Source organism: Salipiger sp. CCB-MM3 (assembly GCF_001687105.1).
Classification (GTDB): domain Bacteria; phylum Pseudomonadota; class Alphaproteobacteria; order Rhodobacterales; family Rhodobacteraceae; genus Salipiger.
This window is the reverse complement of the sequence record NZ_CP014596.1, coordinates 1,430,777-1,450,451: the sequence shown is the minus strand read 5'-3', so window position 1 is coordinate 1,450,451 and position 19,675 is coordinate 1,430,777. Positions and strand designations below refer to the sequence as shown.

18 protein-coding genes are annotated in these 19,675 nt (G+C 65.4%); 4 read left to right on the top strand and 14 right to left on the bottom strand.

What is annotated here, in order from left to right; genetic code table 11:
* Positions 1-7 precede the first annotated feature (7 nt).
* The 13 genes from AYJ57_RS20335 to AYJ57_RS26500 all read right to left on the bottom strand — a co-directional run bounded on the left by AYJ57_RS20335 (position 8) and on the right by AYJ57_RS26500 (position 15,354).
* Positions 8-346, bottom strand: coding sequence for a hypothetical protein (locus AYJ57_RS20335; protein ID WP_066110287.1), 339 nt, complete (start codon positions 344-346; stop codon positions 8-10).
* Between the two features lie 169 nt (positions 347-515).
* On the bottom strand, positions 516-1,328 hold the full coding sequence (locus AYJ57_RS20330) for a restriction endonuclease (RefSeq protein ID WP_066110284.1): 813 nt from the start codon (positions 1,326-1,328) through the stop codon (positions 516-518).
* A gap of 207 nt (positions 1,329-1,535) precedes the next feature.
* Positions 1,536-1,895, bottom strand: a complete 360-nt coding sequence (locus AYJ57_RS20325) for a response regulator (protein WP_157374299.1) — start codon at positions 1,893-1,895, stop codon at positions 1,536-1,538.
* 343 nt (positions 1,896-2,238) lie between these two features.
* Positions 2,239-5,028, bottom strand: coding sequence for a bifunctional aconitate hydratase 2/2-methylisocitrate dehydratase (locus tag AYJ57_RS20320; RefSeq protein ID WP_066110281.1), 2,790 nt, complete (start codon positions 5,026-5,028; stop codon positions 2,239-2,241).
* A 455-nt stretch (positions 5,029-5,483) separates the two neighbouring features.
* A complete protein-coding gene (locus AYJ57_RS20315) occupies positions 5,484-7,010 on the bottom strand; it encodes an arylsulfatase (protein WP_237220238.1) in 1,527 nt (508 codons plus the stop codon).
* Between the two features lie 250 nt (positions 7,011-7,260).
* Positions 7,261-8,754, bottom strand: a complete 1,494-nt coding sequence (locus AYJ57_RS20310; protein ID WP_066110279.1) for a tripartite tricarboxylate transporter permease — start codon at positions 8,752-8,754, stop codon at positions 7,261-7,263.
* Positions 8,755-8,763: 9 nt separating this feature from the next.
* Entirely contained in the window at positions 8,764-9,399 is a 636-nt protein-coding gene (locus AYJ57_RS20305; protein WP_083191386.1) for a tripartite tricarboxylate transporter TctB family protein, read from the bottom strand.
* Positions 9,392-10,330 carry a tripartite tricarboxylate transporter substrate-binding protein gene (locus AYJ57_RS20300; RefSeq protein WP_157374297.1) on the bottom strand — a complete coding sequence of 313 codons (939 nt, stop codon included), beginning with the start codon at positions 10,328-10,330 and terminating at the stop codon, positions 9,392-9,394. The genes AYJ57_RS20305 and AYJ57_RS20300 overlap by 8 nt, the downstream gene beginning before the upstream one ends.
* Positions 10,331-10,364: 34 nt before the next feature.
* Positions 10,365-10,880, bottom strand: a complete 516-nt coding sequence (locus tag AYJ57_RS20295; protein ID WP_066110273.1) for a hypothetical protein — start codon at positions 10,878-10,880, stop codon at positions 10,365-10,367.
* Between the two features lie 3 nt (positions 10,881-10,883).
* Positions 10,884-12,863: a primary-amine oxidase gene (locus tag AYJ57_RS20290; protein WP_066110271.1), complete on the bottom strand. Its 1,980-nt coding sequence runs from the start codon at positions 12,861-12,863 to the stop codon at positions 10,884-10,886.
* 249 nt (positions 12,864-13,112) lie between these two features.
* On the bottom strand, positions 13,113-14,153 hold the full coding sequence (locus AYJ57_RS20285) for an AraC family transcriptional regulator (protein WP_066110269.1): 1,041 nt from the start codon (positions 14,151-14,153) through the stop codon (positions 13,113-13,115).
* A 90-nt stretch (positions 14,154-14,243) separates the two neighbouring features.
* A complete protein-coding gene (locus AYJ57_RS20280; protein ID WP_250637305.1) occupies positions 14,244-15,023 on the bottom strand; it encodes a P1 family peptidase in 780 nt (259 codons plus the stop codon).
* Positions 14,917-15,354 carry a P1 family peptidase gene (locus AYJ57_RS26500; RefSeq protein WP_250637303.1) on the bottom strand — a complete coding sequence of 146 codons (438 nt, stop codon included), beginning with the start codon at positions 15,352-15,354 and terminating at the stop codon, positions 14,917-14,919. The genes AYJ57_RS20280 and AYJ57_RS26500 overlap by 107 nt, the downstream gene beginning before the upstream one ends.
* 214 nt (positions 15,355-15,568) lie before the next feature.
* On the opposite strand from AYJ57_RS26500, the gene AYJ57_RS20275 reads away from it, so the two are divergent.
* The 4 genes from AYJ57_RS20275 (at position 15,569) to AYJ57_RS20260 (ending at position 18,493) form a co-directional block, all read left to right on the top strand.
* Complete coding sequence (locus tag AYJ57_RS20275) at positions 15,569-16,165, top strand: transposase (protein WP_157374295.1); 597 nt, start codon at positions 15,569-15,571, stop codon at positions 16,163-16,165.
* Between the two features lie 21 nt (positions 16,166-16,186).
* A complete protein-coding gene (locus tag AYJ57_RS20270) occupies positions 16,187-16,570 on the top strand; it encodes a hypothetical protein (protein WP_157374293.1) in 384 nt (127 codons plus the stop codon).
* Positions 16,571-16,659: 89 nt separating this feature from the next.
* Positions 16,660-17,103: a c-type cytochrome gene (locus AYJ57_RS20265; RefSeq protein ID WP_066110265.1), complete on the top strand. Its 444-nt coding sequence runs from the start codon at positions 16,660-16,662 to the stop codon at positions 17,101-17,103.
* Position 17,104: 1 nt separating this feature from the next.
* Positions 17,105-18,493 carry a multicopper oxidase family protein gene (locus AYJ57_RS20260; RefSeq protein ID WP_066110263.1) on the top strand — a complete coding sequence of 463 codons (1,389 nt, stop codon included), beginning with the start codon at positions 17,105-17,107 and terminating at the stop codon, positions 18,491-18,493.
* A gap of 9 nt (positions 18,494-18,502) precedes the next feature.
* Here the strand turns inward: AYJ57_RS20260 and AYJ57_RS20255 are convergent, their stop codons facing one another.
* Positions 18,503-19,537: a LacI family DNA-binding transcriptional regulator gene (locus tag AYJ57_RS20255; RefSeq protein WP_066110261.1), complete on the bottom strand. Its 1,035-nt coding sequence runs from the start codon at positions 19,535-19,537 to the stop codon at positions 18,503-18,505.
* Between the last annotated feature and the right edge of the window lie 138 nt (positions 19,538-19,675).

Below are 19,675 nucleotides of genomic sequence, written 5' to 3'. Positions count from 1 at the left end.
TGCTTGATCAGCGGACCACCTGCCCGATGTAGCGCCCGCATTTGCAGGGCGAATTGATCGGCTGCGGCGCTACGGTGCAAATGCCATTGGGCGTCTCGCAGACAGTGCCGGTGCTTTGCTGTACAAGCTCGCGCAGCGCGGGTTTGCCGGAGGGTGTGTAACTGCGCTTTTCCGGCAGTTTTTCGGAGGAGGACATCGGCACCGTGGCGACCGGCGCCGGGGTGGCGCTTTCTTCGGCGAGTGCGACGCGCTGGCCATCTTGATTCGGAAGCAGGACGTAGCCGATGGCAAGAATGCCAGCGACGGCGAGAAGGATCCCGAGGGCTAGGCCTTTGACTTTTTTCACTGCTTTGAACCTCTGGTCGTTCAGGGCGGGCTATGGCGCCTCTTGGTTGATCTGCAGTGTACCGGATCGGCGGACTGCGGCCAATAAATACGGGGTCAGTGGGCGAAGACCTGCCTTGCACCTCGGGCCGATCAAGGGCCGCGCGGCTCTGTTTCGGCGGGCGGGGCGGTTACATTGCCCAAGCTTCGGTGAACCCTTCCACGCCAAACTCGCGGTCGATCGTCGGCAGGTCGTGCGGGCTCAGCAGCAGAACGCCGGTCGTGGCGGCAAGGCGGCGCGCGCTTGGCGTGAACCCCGCCGTGGCAAGCACCGCCGCGCCGGCGAGCCCATAGTAGTTCTTGCCGGTGAACGCCTCTTGGATGGCCTTGTTGCCGACCGGAGAATTGTAGCGTTTGACCTGCAGGCCGATGACCAGCGCGCCTTTGCGCGCGACGATGTCGATGCCCTGATCATAGCCGCGTTTGGTGACATCGGCGTCCCAGCCGAAATGCCGCAATTGCGCCGCGCACCAATGTTCGAACTCGGCGGGATCGCTCGGGTAATCCTCGGCGTCAAAGCCGCCGTCCTTGGCCTCGCTTTCGATCCGTTCGACCTCGGCCAGCACGTAGTCGACCACCGCGGGCTCGATCCGGTGGTAGTCGAAAGACAGGTCGATGCTGTCGAGAAACTCCAGCGCGATCTCGTGCCGTTCGTCGGCGATCACCCGGTTGTAGTCGTTCTTTTTGACCGCCAGCCGCAGGTTCCGCGACAGGGCGGCGGAATGCGCTTCCACATGGCGGGTCAACTCGCGGCGCTTGGCGGGGCTGAGCGCGAGGCCAAGCGCCTTGAACACCAGCACCAGCACCGTGAGATAGCCAAAGCCGATGAGCGGCAGAGCCCGTGTCGTGGCGACTGAGGCTTCGAGCGCGTAATAGGCATAACCTACGCAGACCAGCGCCAGAAAGGTCACGGCGCCAAGGATCGTTTCGTATTCTTTTCTCATTCGCTGCCGCCTCGGTGCGTTGTTTTCCCTTAGTCTACCTCGAGGGGAACATTTCGGCAACATGTGACGTGAGAGTCGGCGCGTAAGCGCTTATCACAATGGTATGAATCTGGTTTGTGCCATGTCCTGGGCACTTGCTTTGTCCGCCGATAGCAAAAGGCCCAGAGCAACGCTCTGGGCCTTCCTGTCATCTTGTGGCGGCGGGTTTCAGGCCGCGATGGCGTCGTCGATGGTCGTGAAGAACTCGCCGCGCGTGAAGGGCATGGTCAGAATGCCGCTGGCGCCGAGGCCCTTGGCGAGCAGTGTTGTTGCGACCTTGGCGTAGCGGTTCAGCACGACGATCGGCTGGCGGTCGTTGCGCGCGCGCAGATCGCGCAGGAACGAGAAACCGTCCTGATCGGGCAGGTCGGGATCCATCATCACCAGATCGTACTGGCCGCTTTCGATCAGTGGGCGGGCGTCATCGGCGGTGGCGGTCTGGAAGGCGGCGTGGCCGCCCTCGGAAAGAATGCGATCCAGCGCGCGGCGCTGGTCGTGGTCTGGCAGGAGCAGAAGGATCCGGGCCATGCTGATCGCCTCATCTGTTGGTTTCGACAGCCCAAAGATGCGGTCGCAGAGGCTTTCGCTCAACCGAGTCGTCCAGAGGTTTACGCTACGTCCACGGGGATAACTGCGGGGGAAGTGTGGGGGAATTGCGGGGGTGAAATTCAGGCCGCTTTGGCGCGCTACGGGGGCGCCGCCGATGCATCACGAGACCGCGTATCCGGACCTAACGCAAAACGGCACCCGCTTTGGCGGCGCGCCCGGCGGGGGAAATCCCTGAACCCGAAGCGCGCCCCGAAGCGGGTGCCGTCTGTTTGTTTGGCCTGCGGGCGGCTCAGGGACGCCCGCAGAAGACCGCTTTTGGCGATCAGAAGTGGACCGAGCGCGCGGTGCCCGGCACCTCTTGCGGCGGCGCGAATTTGGTCAGGTCGATGCCTTCGACAGCCGACTTGTACTCATCCGCGTTGGGCGTGCGGCCAAGAATGGCCGAGAGCACCACAACCGGCGTCGAGGCGAGAAGGCTTTCGCCCTTCTTCTCGGCGGAGTCTTCCACCACGCGGCCTTGGAACAGGCGGGTCGAGGTGGCGAGAACCGTGTCGCCCTTGGCGGCCTTTTCCTGGTTGCCCATGCAGAGGTTACAGCCCGGACGCTCGAGGTAGAGGATGTTCTCATACTCGGTGCGGTTCTGGGTCTTCGGGAACAGATCGTCGAACTCGAAGCCCGAGTACTTCTGCAGGATTTCCCAGTCGCCCTCTTCCTTCAGCTCGTCGATGATGTTGTAGGTCGGCGCGGCCACCACGAGCGGTGCCTTGAACTCGACCTTGCCCTGCGATTTCTCGAGGTTCTTCAGCATCTGCGCGACGATCTTCATGTCGCCCTTGTGCACCATGCACGAGCCGACAAAGCCCAGGTCCACCTTCTTCTCGGCCCCGTAATACGAGATCGGGCGGATGGTGTCGTGGGTATAGCGGCGCGACGGATCGGCGTTGTTGACGTCCGGGTCGGCGATCATCGGCTCGTCGATCAGGTCGAGATCGACGACCACTTCGGCGAAATACTTGGCGTTGGCATCCGGGGTCAGCGCGGGCTTCTCGCCCGAACGGATCTCGGCGATGCGCTTGTCGGCCTTGGCAATCAGACCTGCGAGCGTGCCCGCCGCGTTGTCCATGCCCTTGTCGATCATCACCTGAATGCGGTGCTTGGCCAGTTCCAGCGAGCCGATCAGCGTCTCATCGTTGGAGATACAGATCGAGGCCTTGGCCTTCATCTCTGCGGTCCAGTCGGTGAAGGTGAAGGCTTGGTCCGCCAGCAGGGTGCCGATGTGCACTTCGATGACGCGGCCCTGGAAGACGTTGTCGCCGTGCTGCTGGAGCATCTGCGCTTGGGTGGCGTGCACCACGTCGCGGAAGTCCATGTGATCGGCCATCTTGCCCTTGAAGGTCACCTTCACGGACTCGGGGATCGGCATGGTCGCCTCGCCGGTCGCCAGCGCCAGCGCCACGGTGCCGCTGTCCGCACCGAAGGCCACGCCTTTGGACATGCGGGTGTGGCTGTCGCCGCCGATGATCACGTCCCAATCGTCCACGGTGATGTCGTTCAGCACCTTGTGGATCACGTCGGTCATCGCGTGATAATGGTCCTTCGGGTCACGCGCGGTGATCAGGCCGAAGTCGTTCATGAACTTCATCAGGCGCGGGATGTTGGCCTGTGCCTTCTTGTCCCAGACCGAGGCGGTGTGACAGCCGGACTGATAGGCGCCATCGACGGTGGGCGAGATGACCGTGGCGGCCATCGCTTCCAGTTCCTGCGAGGTCATCAGGCCGGTGGTGTCCTGCGAGCCCACGATGTTGACCTTCACGCGCACGTCCGAACCGGCGTGCAGGGTCTTGCCCGAGGTCACGCCGAGTGCGTTGCGGTTGAAGATTTTCTCGACGGCGGTGAGGCCCTGACCTTCGATCGAGACCTCTTTCGAGGGCGCGTAGACCGGGGTCGGCTCGACGCCGAGCGTCTCTGCGGCGAAGGTCTGCAGCTTCTTGCCGAAGACAACGGCGTAGGAGCTGCCGGCCTTCATGAACTCGACCTTCTGCGGGGTGAAGGCAGAGGCGACGTCGGCCAGTTCCTTGCCGGTTTCGTCGAGCAGCTTCTTGTTCTGGGTGTCGATCTTCAGCACGGTGCCGGTGGCGACCGAGTATTTCTGCTCGAGCACCGGGTTGCCGTCGTTGTTGAGGATCGGCTTGCCGTCAGCGTCGACCTTCTTGACCCAGTTCTTCAGGTCGAGACCGATGCCGCCGGTCACGCCGACGGTGGTCAGGAAGATCGGCGAGATGCCGTTGGTGCCCGCGACGACCGGAGCGATGTTCACGAAAGGAACGTAGGGGCTGGCCTTCTTGCCGGTCCAGAGCGCCACGTTGTTGACGCCGGACATCCGCGACGAGCCCACGCCCATGGTGCCCTTCTCGGCGATCAGCATCACGCGCTTGTCGGGGTGCTGTGCCTGCAGGTCCTGAATTTCTTTCTGCGCTTCGGGCGAGATCATGCACTTGCCGTGCAACTCGCGGTCGGAACGCGAGTGCGCCTGATTGCCGGGCGACAGAAGGTCGGTCGAGATGTCGCCTTCGGCGGCGATATAGGTGACGATCTTCACCTCTTCGTCGACGTCGGGCAGCTTGGTGAAGAACTCGGCCTTCGCATAGCTTTCCAGCACGTCCTTGGCCACGGCGTTGCCAGCCTTGTAGGCGCTGCCGAGGCGCTCCATGTCGGCCTCATAGAGGAAGACCTGCGTTTTCAGCACGTCGGCGGCCTGTGCAGCAATCGCGGCGTCGTCTCCGAGCGCGAGGTCGAGCAGCACTTCCACCGAGGGGCCGCCCTTCATGTGCGACAGCAGCTCGAAAGCGAACTCGGGGGTGATTTCCGCAACCACGGCCTCGCCGAGGATGATCTTCTTGAGGAAGGCGGCCTTCACGCCTGCGGCGCTCGTGGTGCCGGGCAGGGTGTTGTAAACGAAGAACTCGAGCGAGTCCTTGCGGTGCTCGTTGCCCTCGTCCTCGATCTGCGCGATCAGCTCTGCGACCAGTGCGCCGTCGTCGATCGGCTTGGGGTGCAGCCCCTCGCCCTTGCGCGTTTCGATTTCCTGCAAGTAATCGGTGTACAAGCTCATGACGGTTCCTGCGACTGGTGTTTGGCAAAGCTGCAGCGCCGAAGGGTCTGATCTGGTTCGGCGAGCGGCGGCGGGCTTATTGTATGCGCCAGTATACCAATCCCCCGGCGGCATCAAGATCCCAGACGTGGACAATCTGTCCGACCCAGCGACAGGAAGGGGCTGCGCCTTTTCCATGGGCGTGCCGATCGCTGGGCTGATGGCATGCGGAAGCAGGGCAACACAAGGGCTTGGGGGCAGTGCCTCGTGCTTGCGGTCGTTTCTGAGTGGGGAGGGTGAGTTGGGATAAGAGCGGCACGATATGGCCGATGTCGTGCCGCAACCTTTCAGATTTTCGGCTTAGCGCCTGACTGCAGCGACCCTTCCGGCACTGATCTTTGCTGACCCGCGGCGCGGAGGTTCAGGTTCGGGCGCACTGGAGAGCAGGGCGCGTCTCCGCGCCCTGCCGTGTCTGATTATTGCATCGCGTTGTCGAGGAAGTCCGCGACCACATTCGACATGTCGAAGGAGGCGCCGCCCTGCACCGGCGGGTATTCCGCCAGCGTCTGCAGGTGCTGGCCCATCAGCACGCTCATCGGCTGCATCAGCCACGAGACCTTCTGCATCAGGTGACCATAGGCATCGGTGCTGCTGTAGCTTTCGAACGGGTCCATCCGGATGTTGAAGACCAGCGGCGCGGTGCGCGCTTCGAGGCTGTCGTAATAGTCTTCCTTGGTGGAGAAGTGGAACTTCCACGGGCCCATCCGTGCGGCGGTCAGCTTGCTTTCATAGTAGTAGAAAATGCTGTTCCGCGCCGACTGGTCCTGCTCGCCTTCCCAGTAGGGCAGGTTGTTCACACCGTCGATATACTGCTGCTTTTCTTCCATGACCTCGGCAGCCACATCTTCGATCCCGGCAGCGGCGGCCAGCGAGGTGAACATGTCCTGATGGCCTTGGATGCCGTTGAGGATCTTGCCCTCGGGCAGGTGGCCTGGCCAGCGGATCATCGACGGCACGCGCACGCCGCCTTCGTAGGTGGTCATCTTCTCGCCGCGGAACGGCGAGGTGCCGCCATGCGGCCACGAATTGTGCTCGGGGCCGTTGTCGGTCGAGTACCAGACGATGGTGTTGTCAGCGAGGCCCTGCTCTTCGAGCCAGTCGAGCAGCACCCCGATGTCATGGTCATGCTGCAGCATGCCCGAGCCGTAGAAATCGGCCTCGGAGGTATATTGCTCGGCCGCATAGCGCCATTCGTCGTTGAGACGGGTGTAGAGGTGCATACGGCTGGTGTTGAGCCAGACGAAGAAGGGCTCGCCCGCATCCTTGGCCCCCAGCATGAAGTCCTGCGCCAGCGGGATCACCTCGGCCATGTCGAAGTCCTTCATCCGCTCTTGGGTCAGCGGGCCGGTGTCTTCGATGGTCTGCATGCCGATCTTGCCAAAGCGCGGCTGCTCGGTGGGATCGTCGGTCTCGGAGGCGAAGGAGTGGATCACGCCACGCGTGCCGAACTGCGCTTCATATTCTTCCAGCGAGCCCGAGAAGGCCTTGCCGAAGTTCTGATAGTCGCGCTGCTCGGCCTCTTCTTGGGTGTTGAGGTGGTAGAGGTTGCCGAAGAACTCGTCGAAGCCGTGCACCGTCGGCAGGTGCTCGTTGCGGTCGCCAAGGTGGTTCTTGCCGAAATGGCCGGTTCGGTAGCCGATCTGCTTGAGCTCTTCTGCGAGCGTGGGCGAGGCGGCCTGCAGGCCAAGCGCAGAGCCCGGCTGGCCCACCGTCGTCATGCCCGAGCGGATCGGGTATTGCCCGGTGATGAAGGCGGCGCGGCCTGCGGTACAGCTTGGCTGCGCGTAGTGATCGGTAAAGCGGATGCCCTCCATCGCGATGCGGTCGATATTGGGCGTGGTGTAGCCCATGGTGCCCATCCCGTAGGACGACAGGTTCGACCAGCCGATGTCATCACCCCAGATAACGAGAATGTTCGGCTTCTCGGTTTGCTCCTGCGCCAAAGCGGCCCCTGTCAGGCCAGCGAAGGCTAGGGGAATCGCCAGAATATACGGCCTCAACATCACTTTTCTCCCGTGCGTCAATTGCTTGGAACCTAAATAGTGAGGCGACCCTAGCACACGTTCTGAGAGAGTCATCCCTCAACCGTCCGTGATCGGATGTTTTCTTGTCGCAGGGTAAGGCGGCGCATGGGACGGGAAATCCCTCCGCTTTATGCGGCGCGCCGGACAAGACCCGCGCGCCGCAAATGGGTCAGGCCTCTGCTTCGTCCGCGCGTTCCAGTGCCTGCCGGCGCAGCGAGGCCAGATGCCCCACCACCAGCGCAAGAATGGCGAGGCCAAGGAAGGCCGCCACCGGGCGCTGGAAGAAATCGGCAAAGACCTCGACCCGCGCCATGGCCGGGCGGAACTTCGTCTCCATGATCCCGCCCAGCACCAGCCCGAGGATGATCGGCACCGGCGGCAGGTCCTGCCGCTTGAGGATCAGCCCGATCCAGCCAAAGACCGCCGCGATGATACAATCGGTGATCGAGTTGCGCAGGCTGTAGACGCCGACAAAGCTCAGCGTCAGGATCATCACCCCCAGAAAGCGCGTCGGAATGCGGATGATCTTCAGCAGCAGGTTCGACGAGACCATCATGAACAGCACCACGATCACGTTGAGCAGGATCATCGCTGCATAAAGCGCGTAGACGAAATCGATCTGCCCCTGAAAGAGCTGCGGGCCGGGGATCACATTGTGCACGTAGAACACCGACAGCATCATGGCGGTGAGCGCCTCGCCGGGGATGCCGAGCGCCAGAAGCGGGATCATCGCGGCGGCGGGCACGGCGTTGTTGGCCGCCTCCGAGGCGACGAGCCCCTCTTCGCTGCCATTGCCAAAGGCGTCGGGGGTCTTCGAGGTCTTCTGCGCGTAGGTGTAGCTCAGGAATTGCGCGGTGAACTCGCCGACGCCGGGGATCATCCCCATCAGCACGCCGAAACCTGTGCCCGCCGCGACCAGTCGCTTGTGGCGGAAGGTGCGGCCCATGGCGCGCGCCATCGAGCCCTTGATCGGCTTGGCATCGGGCGCGTCCTCGGGGCCCGAGAGCAGCAGGAAGGCTTGGCTCAGCGCGAAGAGCCCCAGCACCACGACGATCAGGTCAAAGCCCGAGGCCAGCCAAGGCTGATCGAAGGTGAAGCGCTGGGTGTATTTGAGCGGCTCCAGCCCCACGGTCCCCAGAAAGACACCGAAGCCCGCGAGCATGCCCGCCGCCAGCGCCTGCCCGCGGTGCGCGATGACCACCAGCACGAGGCCAAGGAGGGCGGCGAGGAATATCTCCTTCGAGCCGAACATCGGTGCGACCTTGGCCAGCACCGGCGAGAGCAGGATCAGCGCGAGGATCGACAGGATGCCGCTGCCGAAGGAGGCGCCATAGGCCAGCCCCAGCGCCTTCAGCGCCTCGCCGCGTTTGGTCATCGGGTGGCCGTCGTAGGTGGTCAGCGCATTGACCGCCGTGCCGGGCGTGTTGATCAGGATCGCTGGCAGCGCACCGCCGAACATCGACGAGCCGTAGATGCCCAAGAGCATGACCAGTCCCACGAGCGGCGGCAGGGCGAAGGTCGCGGGCAGCAGGATGGCGATGGCCACGGCGGGGCCGACGCCGGGGATGGCGCCGATGATGACGCCGCCGACTGAGCCGATCAGCAGGGCCAGCAGCACGTCGAGATGCATCAGCATGCCGATGCCGGAAAGGAGCATGTCCATGGCGGGGCCTCAGAAACGGGTCATCAGGAAGGAGCGGAAACCGCCAGGCGGCAGCAACTCGTAGATCGCGCCCGACGGGATGTTCACGCCCAGAAGGCTGCGGAAGACCAGCACGGTGCCGAGCGCAAAAAGCGTGGCCAGCCCTATCCAGCGCAGCGAGCGGTAGCCGAGCCGCCAGCTCAGCGCGCAGGTGAACAGGGCGGTTGCCAGCAGGTATCCGGCCCACGGCACGAGCTGCACATAGGCAAGAAACCACGCCGCGAATTCCAGCGGGCGCAGGCAGCCCTTGATCTCCTGCCATGCGCCGCCCGAGGGGTGCGCGGCGAGCGCGCGCAGCAAATATCCGGCGGAAAAGACCAGCATGGTAAGGGTCGCCACCGCGGGCCAGAAGCGCGGCTGGACGAAGGCTTTGGTGCGCGGCAGCCAGTCGGTCTGGAACGGCAGCAGCAGCAGAAGGATCAGTGACAGGCCAAAGAACCCGGCGGCAAAGATCACCTCTCCCGGCCCGGCGGCGCGGCGCGGCGCGCCGGTGACCTGCCGCAGGCTGATGGTGCGCAGCACGCGCTGGAAGCGCGTGCCGGTGCGCTGCCCCGGGCGTGGAGGAATGTCCACGCCCGGCACCGGTTTGGCGATCGGGTCACTCATCGAGAAGCTCGGCGATCTTCGCCCGCGCGGCCATATCGGCTTCGAGCTGCGCTTGCGATTCCTCGGCGTTCTGCCAGTAGATCAGCGCCCCGGTGTCGGCTGCGAGCTTCTTGGCGGCCTCCGAAGCCATGACCTTTTCGGCCACGGCGGCGATCTTGTCGCGCGCTTCCTGCGGCACGTCCGACTTCACGAAAAGCCCGTTCCACAGCGCAAGGTTCAGTTCGGGCACCACTTCGCCCACGGTCGGCGTGTCGGGGGTCAGCGGGATGCGCTCGGAGCCGATGGAGGCAAGCACCTTGATGTCCTCAAGGCAGGGAAAGACCTGCTGCAGCGTGGTGTTCATCACGTCCACATCGCCCGAAGCAAGCGTGTTGCAGTCGAGCGCGTCGAAGGCGCTCTCATAGGCGAAGTCGAAGCCCTTGGCCTGCGCCACGGCAAAGGTGATCTGCGTCGGGGTCAGCATAGACCCGAAGTGTCCAAGCGCGACGTCGTTGTCCTTGGCATAGTCGGCCAGCTCGTCCAGCGACGAATAGGGCGCGTCACCCGAAGTGGCGATGACGAACGGGTAGGTGACAAAGATGCCGATCGGCTCGAAGGGGTTCGGCGAAAGCTGCGGGATGCCAATCTCGGGGCCCGAGAGCGGCACATCCGAGACGAAAGAGCCGATGGTGTAGCCGTCCGCCGCGGCGCCTGCGACTTCCACAGCGCCGGGGAAGGGGCCACCGCCGCCACCGGGCTTGTTCACCACCGCGGCGGCGACGCCGTATTCGGTCTGAAATTCGTCGGCGATCATCCGGGTCAGGATGTCTTCGAGATCGCCGGGCGGGAAGGGAATGACGAACTCCACCGGCTTTTCGGGGTATTCGGCGAGGGCGGCGACGGGGAGGGCCGCAAGGACGCCGGTGAGGGCGAGAGGGGCAATGCGTGTCATGTCTGTCTCCTGTTGGATCGTTGGTTTTTCTTCTTCAGGTGAGGCCCACGCCCATACCGGCGGTGGCCAAGGTCATCGGGGCGATCTCGCCCAGCCGGGCAAGGTCACGGCACAGCAGCGCGCGCAGGCTCAGCAGCAGGCCAAAGCTCGCGTAGAGCGCCAGCGCCAGCGCGGCGCCCTGCAGGTAGAGGTCCGGCCCCGGCGTCGGCAGGCGGGTGAGGCCCTGCACCGTGAGCAGCGGAATGGCACCGCTGGCGCAAAGCGCGCTGCCGTTGAGGACAAAGAGCGCCCCCAGCACCAGCGCCATCACGAGGTTCGACGCGGCGCGATGCGCGCAGAGCGCAGGGGCCGCGCCGCGTGCGGCCAGCGGCACCAGCGCCAGCAATCCCGCCGCTCCCAGCATCAGCCCCGGCGTGCCGCCCGCCATGGCAAGCGCCATGGCCAGCAGCGAAGCCAGCGCCGCGCCGCGCTGCGCCCGGTCCGTCCCGGCCATGCAGGCCAGCGTGCCGAGCGCCGCGAGGGCCAGAAGGGAGAGGTGCCAGCCGGACAAGGCTTATTCCGCCGCGATCTTGTTCGACCGGCAGCACTGCGCGCCGTTCGGGTCCTTGGGCACATCGAGCGTCGGGTTGCGGTCGAAGAAGTTCTCGGGGCGCAGCTTGAAGCCCGCGTAATCCACCGGCATCACCGGCCAATCCTCGGTGCGCGGGAAATGGGTCAGGCCGAAGGTGTGCCAGACCACGATGTCCTCGCCGTCCACCGAGCGGTTCGCCGCGGCATAGGCCGGAAGCCCCGCACCGCCTGGATGCTGGTTCGGCGTGTAGCCCGCCGCCCACATCTCGTCGCGGTCGAACTTGGTGACCCAGAGCGATTTGGTGGCAAAGCCCGCGCGCTGGGTGATCGAGGCGTCGTCATCCGCCAGCAGCAGCGGCAGCCCTTCGGGCGCCAGCACATAGGCGGTGGGCTCGCCGAGGTAGTTGGTCGCCTCCGCCGAGGAGATGCGCCAGACCCGGCCCAGCTCGTTGCGGGCGACGCGCTGCGCATCGCTTTCGGTCTCAAGCCGGGTGATCTGCCGGGTGAAGGCGTTGCCCACCGGGTTGCCCGGCCCCATCGGCACGCGCTTGACGTCGATCTCGTCGACGCGGTTCTTCAGCCCGTCGATGGCAAAATCGAGCCGTGCCGAGAACATGTGCTGGTGCTGCGGCGCGCCCAGTTGCGGCGCGAGCTCGGTGGCCCATTCATAGTCGCCCTCGGGGCGGCCGGAGGTGAAGACGATGCCGGTCGCCTTGCATTCCAGCTCGATTTTCCCGTCGAGGTAGAAGTACCAATAGAAGCCGTAGTCGTAGTTGCCCACCGTGACGAAGAAGGACACCACGAGGCGGCGCTGGCGGCGCACGTCGGAGCGGCCGGTAAAGATGTCGGTGTGCTTCCACAGCGTGCCGAAGTCTTCTTCGTGGATGCAGATGGCGTTCTTGATCTCGATCGGGTTGCAGAAGTCATCGACCACCGTGGCGTCGACATAGTGGATCTCGCCAAGGCAATCGCAGCCCAGCACCAGCGAGTTCGCCAGACGCCCGAACTGGTATTCGCCCGCGTCGAAGTAATTCTGCCACTCATGCGTCGGCTGCGGCTCGCCGTAGGGCACCACCATCTCCGACACCGAAGCGCGGTTGAGGATCGAGCGGTCGCGGTCGCCGTCCTTGAAACGGATGTCATGCAGGGTCAGCCCCTCGCGGCCGTTGAAGCCGACGCGGATGGACCAGTTTTCCCAGTTCAGCACATTGTCCTCCATGGTGAAGGATCCGCCCTGTGGCTGGGTGATGTTGAGCGGTTTCATGGTTTCGCGCTTCTCGATCGCCGGATCGAGATAGTCGTCGTTCTGCGCGGGCACGGTGGGAAAGCCGGTGTCGACGAAGCGCAGCACTTTCCGCTCGGTGAGGTCGACGTGGCAGACGACGCCTTCGATCGGATGGGCCCAGAGCGCGTGGATGGCATCGGCGCTCGGCGCTTGGAAGCTGAGCACGCGCAGCATGCGGCGGCCTTCCTCTTCCTCGAAGCCAAAGACGCCCGCCGAAAGCGGACAGCAGAACACGGTGTCGAGATCGGTGATGCCGCGCTTGGCCAGCGCCTCGATGAAGCGCGGATCGGCCTTGGCGATCTCTTCGGCGGCGACATAATCCTCGTCGAGCACCGGGCCCCAGCCGTCGACCTTGGGATCGAGGCTGCGCCGATGGATGATCTTCTCGGCGGGAATGTCGACAATGATCTCGGTCAGCGCCCCGGCGGCAAGGTCAGTGACCAGCACGCCGATCTCGCGCGGGATGGCGGCGCCGGGGGTGAAGCTCGCCAGCGTTTCGCGCGCCGGTTCGCGCAGCATGACGTAGGAATAGCGCGTGCTTTCCCCGGCAAAGCCCGCCGCTGCAAGGACGGCCTTCAGCGTGGTGACCTCCTGCGCGGAGATCGGGTCCAGCGGGTGTTTGACGGGCTGCGTTGCGGCGGCTTCTGCGGGCGGTGTGTCGGTGATCGTGTCGCTCATGTCGTCCTCTCGGGGTCGCGGTTTTCCGAAAGGCTGAAGAGAGGCGCAGCGTGCATCTATTGCGATACGCGCCAAAAATTCGATAAAATGCGCCAAATGCGCCGACAGCCGCGCTTTCTTGCCGCAACCTGCGGTGGCGCGGCGCGATGGCCGGAAAAGGCGTTTTCACGCTGCATCTTTGCTGGGCGCTTTGTGGCGCGGTCTGATTGCGCGCGTGGCAGAGCGCGAATTCACGCCGAGGTGAGTCGCCTAGGTGCGGCGGCGCGAGGGGGCGTCTCCGGTCCAGTCGCGGAAGGCGCGCCAGAACACGGTTTCGTCCGAATAGCCCAATGTGGCGGCCACGGCTTTGAGGCGCGTTCCCGGATGCGAAAGCTGCTGCTCGGCAATCGTCTGGCGCTGAGCGCGGACCAGATCGCGCAGCGAACTGCCCTCGGCGGCGAGGTGGCGCTGCAGGCTGCGCGGGGCCATGCCGAGCGCCGCCGAGACCGTCGCCAGATCAACGGGCGCATGGCCGAGGTTGCGGCTGATGACCAGTTGCACCCGCTCGCTCACGCTGCGCTCGGGGTCCTGCGCGTGAACCAGATCGGCCACGTGGCGCTCGATGACAGCGATCAGCCCGGCGTCCTCGGTCCGATGCGGGGTGTCGAGGCCGCTTGTGTCGAAGAGGATCCTGTTGGCGCTTTGCTCGAAACGCACGGGCGCACCAAACAGCCGTTCCAGAAGATCGGGGCGGCGCGAGGGGGCGTGGGTGAAATGCACCTCTTCGGGGGCCCAATGCCGGTCGAACGAAAGGCGCAGCAACTGGCACAGGCAAGACAGCGAGAACTCTGCATCCTGCGCGCCGGGGGCGCCGGTGGGGCTGCGGATCTGGTAGCTGATGCTGTGCCAGCCGGTGTCGTCCTTGGCCTGCGTCAGCGTCATCTCGGTGGCGCTCTGCAGCGCCGCCAGCGCCCCCATGAAGCGGTGCAGCCCGCGCCGGATGGTGGCCGATTGCGCCAGCAAGAGCCCGGTCGGCCCAAGGTCTGCCGGGGTGATGGCGCGGCCCAGACGGGCCCCCAGCACCGGGTCCTTGGCGGCACGTGCGGCGCCTTCAAAGATCGTCAGATAGGCCGAGAGCGGGATCTCTTCATAGGGATCGCGCAGCGCCGCAAGATCGAGCCCCTCGGCCCCGACGATCTCCGCCAGCGCCTCGTGCTGCGCCTCGAAATGGCGCAGCACCGGCACGAGCGCGGTGGCACGAACGAAGGGGCGGCCCAAAGTAGGGGCGGACGGTGTGGCGGCAGGGGGCATGAGGCTCCTCGTCGGTTGAGGGGCAAGTATTCCCCGCCGGGCGGCCCTCGGCAAGCGCCGCCAAGCTGCCGCGGTACCGGCCACCCTAGCTCAGCCCTGCAGCAGCGACATGAGCCTTTCGGTATCCATCGCGCGGCAGGTGCCGACCGCGGGCCGGGCCATGGGCACGTCCTCGGCGGCGCAGAGCGCGTTGAGAACCGCTTCGTCCACCGCTTCAACGGCGGCCATATAGACCGGGTCGAGAAGCTCGTCGTTCAGGCAGGTCATCTGCCGCCACGGGCCCGAGAGCTGCGGAAGCGGCATCTCATTGGCGGTCGAGAAAGCAAGGAAGATGTCGCCCGAGTTGTTGCCGCCCGGGCTTCCGGCGCGGCCGATGCCGATGGCGGCGCGGCGCGACAGGCGCTCGAGCTGGCTGGGCGAGAGCGGCAGGTCGGTGGCGAGGATCACGATGATCGAGCCGCGCTCGGTCATCATGTCCACGATCCGATGCTCGGTCATCTGCGCCCCGACGGGGCGGCCGGCCACGGTGAGCCAGGGCCGCAGCCCGTGGTTGGCCTGCACCAGCGCGCCCATGGTGAAACTCGCGCCGTCCACCTCCAGCGTGCGTGAGGCGGTGCCGGTGCCGCCCTTGAACTCGTAGCAGATCATCCCCGCACCGCCGCCGGAGTTGCCTTCGCGCAGCGGACCGGGTTTCGCCGCATCCAGCGCCTGCCGCGCCAGCGCCTCGGTCACATGCAGCCCGTTGATGTCGTTGAGCACGCCGTCATAGGTCTCGGCCACCACCGGCATCGCCCAGAGGTGGTTGTCCTCCCACGTGCTGCCGTAGGTCTCGATCATCCAGCGCACCGCCGCCGTGTGGCAGGGGCCGATGGCGTGGGAGTTGGAGATCATGATCGGCCCGGCCAGCCAGCCAGCCACCGTCGCGCACCCAATGCGCGCCGGTCATCTCGCCATTGCCGTTAAGGCTGAACTGTCCGGCCCAGACCGGCTTTGGCTCGGGGTCGCGGCCACGCGGCAGGATCGCGGTCACGCCGGTCTGCACCTGAATGCCGCGGGTGGCGAGCGAAGGGTCGCGCGATGACAGCAGCTCGGTGGTGCCCACTTCGATCCCCGGCACATCGGTGATGGCGTTGAGCGGTCCGGGAGTGCCGGGCAGGGGAATGCCCAGTTCGCGCGCGCGCGGTTTGGTCGTCACGGTCATTTCTGTCGTCTCGATCTGAAGTAGAGGCCGATGGCGGCGATCAGCAGGGTGAACAGCAGCATCAGCGTGGCAATGGCGTTGATCTCGGGCTTGTTGCCGCGGCGAAGCAGGCCCCAGATGTGGATCGGCAGCGTGGTATAGAGCGCGCCCCTGCGGATGGACCAGGTTGGCCGGTTGAATTTACCTCCTGCGGGCTTTCAGAGGAAGAAAGCCTATGCCCAGACGCCACCGAAGCCATAGTACCGAATTCAAGCGCCAGGTCGTCGCCGAGTTTCAGGGCGGCGAGACGCTTCACGCGCTCGACCGCCGCCACGACCTGTCGCGCAACCTGGTCAGGGTCTGGATCGAAAAAGCGGAAGCAGGCGCGCTCGACGAAGACGTGGCGGCGGCCGAGCTGATGGCCGAAGACACCGCGCGGCGGCTGGCGCTGGCGCGGCCCCGGGTGCGCTTCCTGTCGGGCCACGACAGCATGCTCTCGGAATGGCTCGACCCGCCCGCGCCGGGGGGCAGTTGCCTGCTGATCATCGACGTCATCCCCTATGCCGCCGAATGCGAGACGCTGGCGCGGATGGCGCGCGAGCAGGGGCGCTCGGTGGTGGTGATCACCGACGAGTATTGCCATTGGGCGCATGAGGTGACCGACGCTGTGATCAACACGCCTTCGAAGACCGGGCTGTTCCTCGAATCCATCCTTGGTCTCAACGCCGCGACGAGCCTTTTGGTGCACGCCACGGCGACGGCCTCGGGCGCGGACATGGACCAGCGGATGCGCGACTGGAAGCGGCTGGCGCATCGCATCGGGATTTTCTGACGCAGCGAAGCTGGCGCAGCCGTGAGCGGGGTACTGTTGACCATGGGCACGCTGTCTGGCGATATGTCGGGCCAAGGAGGTCCGATGCGCCAGCTTTGCATCATGTTGCTCGTGGGATGGATGACCGTCCTTTTGGCGCCGGTTGCCGCGCAGGCGATGGGCGTGACCATGAGCCATTCCGCCGCTTGTAGCGAGTGCGCCCATCCGGACGGACGCGCGGGCACCAATGCGCATCACGACGAGCATCCCTGCGCGGGCGCCTCGCCCTGTTGCGCGATGCTTGAGGCGTGGCAGGCCACTGCCCCGCGCGTGGTGGCCGTCGGGCTGCCCGGCCACGGCGTGCCCACGCCGCGTATCCTGCGGGCCCGTAGCGTCGCCACCGATCCGCCCCCTCCGTGCGCCTGACAAAAAATGATCGCTGCCGGGACCGTCCGGCACCACCATTTTCCGGATCGCCCCGATAATCAGGGACGATCCCAGTCAGGATAGCTCTAATGAAGACCAAACCCCTCATCGGCCTCGCGGCCGTCGCCCTTGCCGGAGTTGCGGGATGGGCCGTTTTTGTGCCGCAAAAGACAGAGCCGGACGAGGCGGCGCAGACCGCGCCCGCCGAGGGCGCTCCGATCGCCGACGTGACGCTGCCTGCACGTTTGTCCGAGACCGCCAGCTTGGGCAAAACCGCCTTCGACGCGGTCTGCGCCGCCTGTCATGGCGAGAACGCCGCGGGCAAGCAGGGCTTCGGCCCGCCTCTGGTGCATAAGATTTACGAGCCCTCGCACCACGGCGATGCCGCCTTTCAGGTCGCCGCCGCGCAGGGCGTCCGGGCGCATCACTGGCGGTTCGGCAATATGCCTCCGCAGGACGGGGTGACAGCAGGCGACGTGACGGCGATCATCGCCTATGTCCGCGAATTGCAGCGCGCCAATGGGATCGAATGACATGACACAAATGATGTCTCGCCGCGCGGTCTGCGCGGGCCTTCTCGCAGCGCCATTGATCCGCCCCGGCAGAGCGGCGGCCAGCGCGCCCGCTCCGCTCACTGCCCGCGCCGCGTCGGTGCAACTGGCGCCGCCGGGCTACGGCATGACCGAGGTCTGGAGCTACGACGGTAGTTTGCCCGGTCCGGTGCTGCGCGCAGCGCAGGGTGGGCGGCTGTCGCGGCGGCTGGTCAACGAACTGGAGGTGCCGACAACGGTGCACTGGCACGGCATCCGCATTGACAACGCCATGGACGGCGTGGCGGGGCTGACGCAAGAGGCGGTGCCGCCCGGCGGAAGTTTCGACTATGACTTCGCGCTGCCGGATGCGGGCACCTATTGGTACCACGCCCACACCAACTCGATGGAGCAGGTGGCGCGCGGGCTCTCGGGGCCTCTGATCGTCGAGGAGGCGACGCCGCCGGATGTGGACGCGGATGAGATCCTGATGCTGGACGACTGGCTGATCGATCCGGACACCGCGCAGTTCTACGCAGATTTCACCGCCCCGATGATGCGCAGCCATGCCGGGCGGATGGGCAATCTGATCGGGGTCAACGGGCGCTTCGATCACCGGCTGAAGGCCGGACAGAACGCGCGGCTGCGGCTCCGGCTGATCAACGCGGCCAACGCCCGCATCTTTGTGCTGCGGCTGCAGGGGATGGAGGGCTGGACTGTGGCGCTCGACGGCATGCCGCTGGCGTCGCCCGAGCCGCTGGTCGAAGAGATCATTCTCGCTCCGGCGCAGCGCGTGGACCTGATCGTCGATGTCACCGCCGAAGAGGGCACGCCCGCAGGTCTGCTCTACGCGGCGGATGACGACAGCTGGCAGGCGCTGGTGGAACTGGAGGTCAGCGGGAGAGCCTCCGACGCGCGGCGGGCCGCGCCGCAGCCGCTGCCGCGCAACCCGCGTATGGAGATCGGTGGCCTTGAGGAGGCCACGCCGCGCGAAATGCGCATGGAGGGCGGCGCGATGCGCGGCATGGCCTCGGGGCGTTTCGAGGGCCGGCAAATGGACTTTCAAGAGCTCATACAGCGCGGCCAGTTCTGGGCGCTGGCCGGACAGGTGGGGCGCGGCGCTGATCCCTTTGCCCGCTATAGGCTTGGCGAGACGGCGCGCATCACTTTGGTCAACGACACGGTCTTTCCGCACGCCATGCATCTGCACGGCATGCATTTCCGGCAGTTGAACGAGGGCGCTGCGGGGCCGATGCGCGACACGCTTCTGGTGATGCCGCAGCAGAGCGCCGAGATCGCCTTCGTCGCCGACAACCCCGGAAAATGGCTGCTGCATTGCCATATGCTGGGCCATGCGGCTTCGGGGATGAGCAACTGGATCGAGGTGGTCTGACGCGCGCCGTCAGATGTTTTCCGGGGTCACGATGTCAAAGGGGATGGTGCGCTGCAGCGTGGCGCTCTGGGTGTCGTCGTGGATCACGTCGATCATCGTCTGCACCAGCAGCGTCGAGGTGGCCTCGGGCGGGTGGCAGAGCGCCGCGGTGATCAGCCCCTCTGACAGCCCCTTGCGGGTCTCGGGGCCAATGTCGCGGCAGATCAGCCGGATGTTCCGGCGACGCTCTTCCGGTGCCTTGCGCAGCGCCTGCAGCACCCCCGAGATGCCGCCGCCAAGAATGAGGATGCCGCGCAGATCGTCGGTGGTCTCGAGCAGGTCGCGCACCATCTCATAGGCGACGCCGGATTCCTCATGCGTCGGGCGGCTTTCCTCGACCGTGAGATGCGGCGCATGCTCGCGCAGGTAGGAGCGCAGGCTGGCGTCGGCCACGTCCTGACACTGGTAGCGGTGGTTGCCGATGAAGCTGGCGACGCGCCCCGGCTCATGGGTCATCTGCGCGATGAGCCAAGCGGCGGTGCGTCCGATCTTCCAGTTGTCAGCGCCCACATAGGCGGCGCGCTCGGGGGCCGACTGGTCGGTGATATAGGCGACCACCGGCTTGCCCTTTTCGCGCAGCGCGCGGATGCCCTGTCCGATCAGCGGATGGTCGGCGGCGATCACTGCCACCGCGTCGCACTCCTGACCAAGCGCGGTCAGCCGAGCCGAAATATTTTCCGGCGTCAGCAGGTCGACGAAATCCACCAAGGGCTCGATCACCTCGTCGCGCCGCGCGCGGCAGGCGGCGATGATGTGCCGACTGAACAGTTGGTAAAGCTCTCGGTTCGACTGTTGCAGCAGGAATCCCAGCCGGTAGGTCGGTGCCGATTTGCGCAGCCGGTCCTCGATCGCGCCGATCCCATAGAAGCCGATCCGTTCCGCGGCCGCCTGCACGCGTTGCATCGTGCTGCCACGCACCGAGGCGGTGCCGCCAAGAATGCGGTTCACCGTCGAGACGGAAACCCCTGCTTCTTCTGCAAGATCTGCGATTGTCGGCCGGTTCATTCGGGCTCCTCCCCAGGGCTCATGTCATTTTGAATGACACATTTTGAAACGAATGACACTAATGATCTTATTTTCTGTTCCAGAAATTTCAAGCTTCGCGCTATATATCTCGGCACTGAGACCCCCACGGAGGAGGTG

Excerpts from the sequence above, each read along its gene's own strand:
- AYJ57_RS20330 (WP_066110284.1), bottom strand. The coding sequence starts at position 1,328 with ATGAGAAAAGAATACGAAACGATCCTTGGCGCCGTGACCTTTCTGGCG.
- AYJ57_RS20325 (WP_157374299.1), bottom strand. The coding sequence starts at position 1,895 with ATGGCCCGGATCCTTCTGCTCCTGCCAGACCACGACCAGCGCCGCGCG.
- AYJ57_RS20320 (WP_066110281.1), bottom strand. The coding sequence starts at position 5,028 with ATGAGCTTGTACACCGATTACTTGCAGGAAATCGAAACGCGCAAGGGC.
- AYJ57_RS20310 (WP_066110279.1), bottom strand. The coding sequence starts at position 8,754 with ATGGACATGCTCCTTTCCGGCATCGGCATGCTGATGCATCTCGACGTG.
- AYJ57_RS20305 (WP_083191386.1), bottom strand. The coding sequence starts at position 9,399 with ATGAGTGACCCGATCGCCAAACCGGTGCCGGGCGTGGACATTCCTCCA.
- AYJ57_RS20300 (WP_157374297.1), bottom strand. The coding sequence starts at position 10,330 with ATGACACGCATTGCCCCTCTCGCCCTCACCGGCGTCCTTGCGGCCCTC.
- AYJ57_RS20290 (WP_066110271.1), bottom strand. The coding sequence starts at position 12,863 with ATGAGCGACACGATCACCGACACACCGCCCGCAGAAGCCGCCGCAACG.
- AYJ57_RS20285 (WP_066110269.1), bottom strand. The coding sequence starts at position 14,153 with ATGCCCCCTGCCGCCACACCGTCCGCCCCTACTTTGGGCCGCCCCTTC.
- AYJ57_RS26500 (WP_250637303.1), bottom strand. The coding sequence starts at position 15,354 with ATGACCGTGACGACCAAACCGCGCGCGCGCGAACTGGGCATTCCCCTG.
- AYJ57_RS20275 (WP_157374295.1), top strand. The coding sequence starts at position 15,569 with ATGCCCAGACGCCACCGAAGCCATAGTACCGAATTCAAGCGCCAGGTC.
- AYJ57_RS20265 (WP_066110265.1), top strand. The coding sequence starts at position 16,660 with ATGAAGACCAAACCCCTCATCGGCCTCGCGGCCGTCGCCCTTGCCGGA.
- AYJ57_RS20260 (WP_066110263.1), top strand. The coding sequence starts at position 17,105 with ATGACACAAATGATGTCTCGCCGCGCGGTCTGCGCGGGCCTTCTCGCA.
- AYJ57_RS20255 (WP_066110261.1), bottom strand. The coding sequence starts at position 19,537 with ATGAACCGGCCGACAATCGCAGATCTTGCAGAAGAAGCAGGGGTTTCC.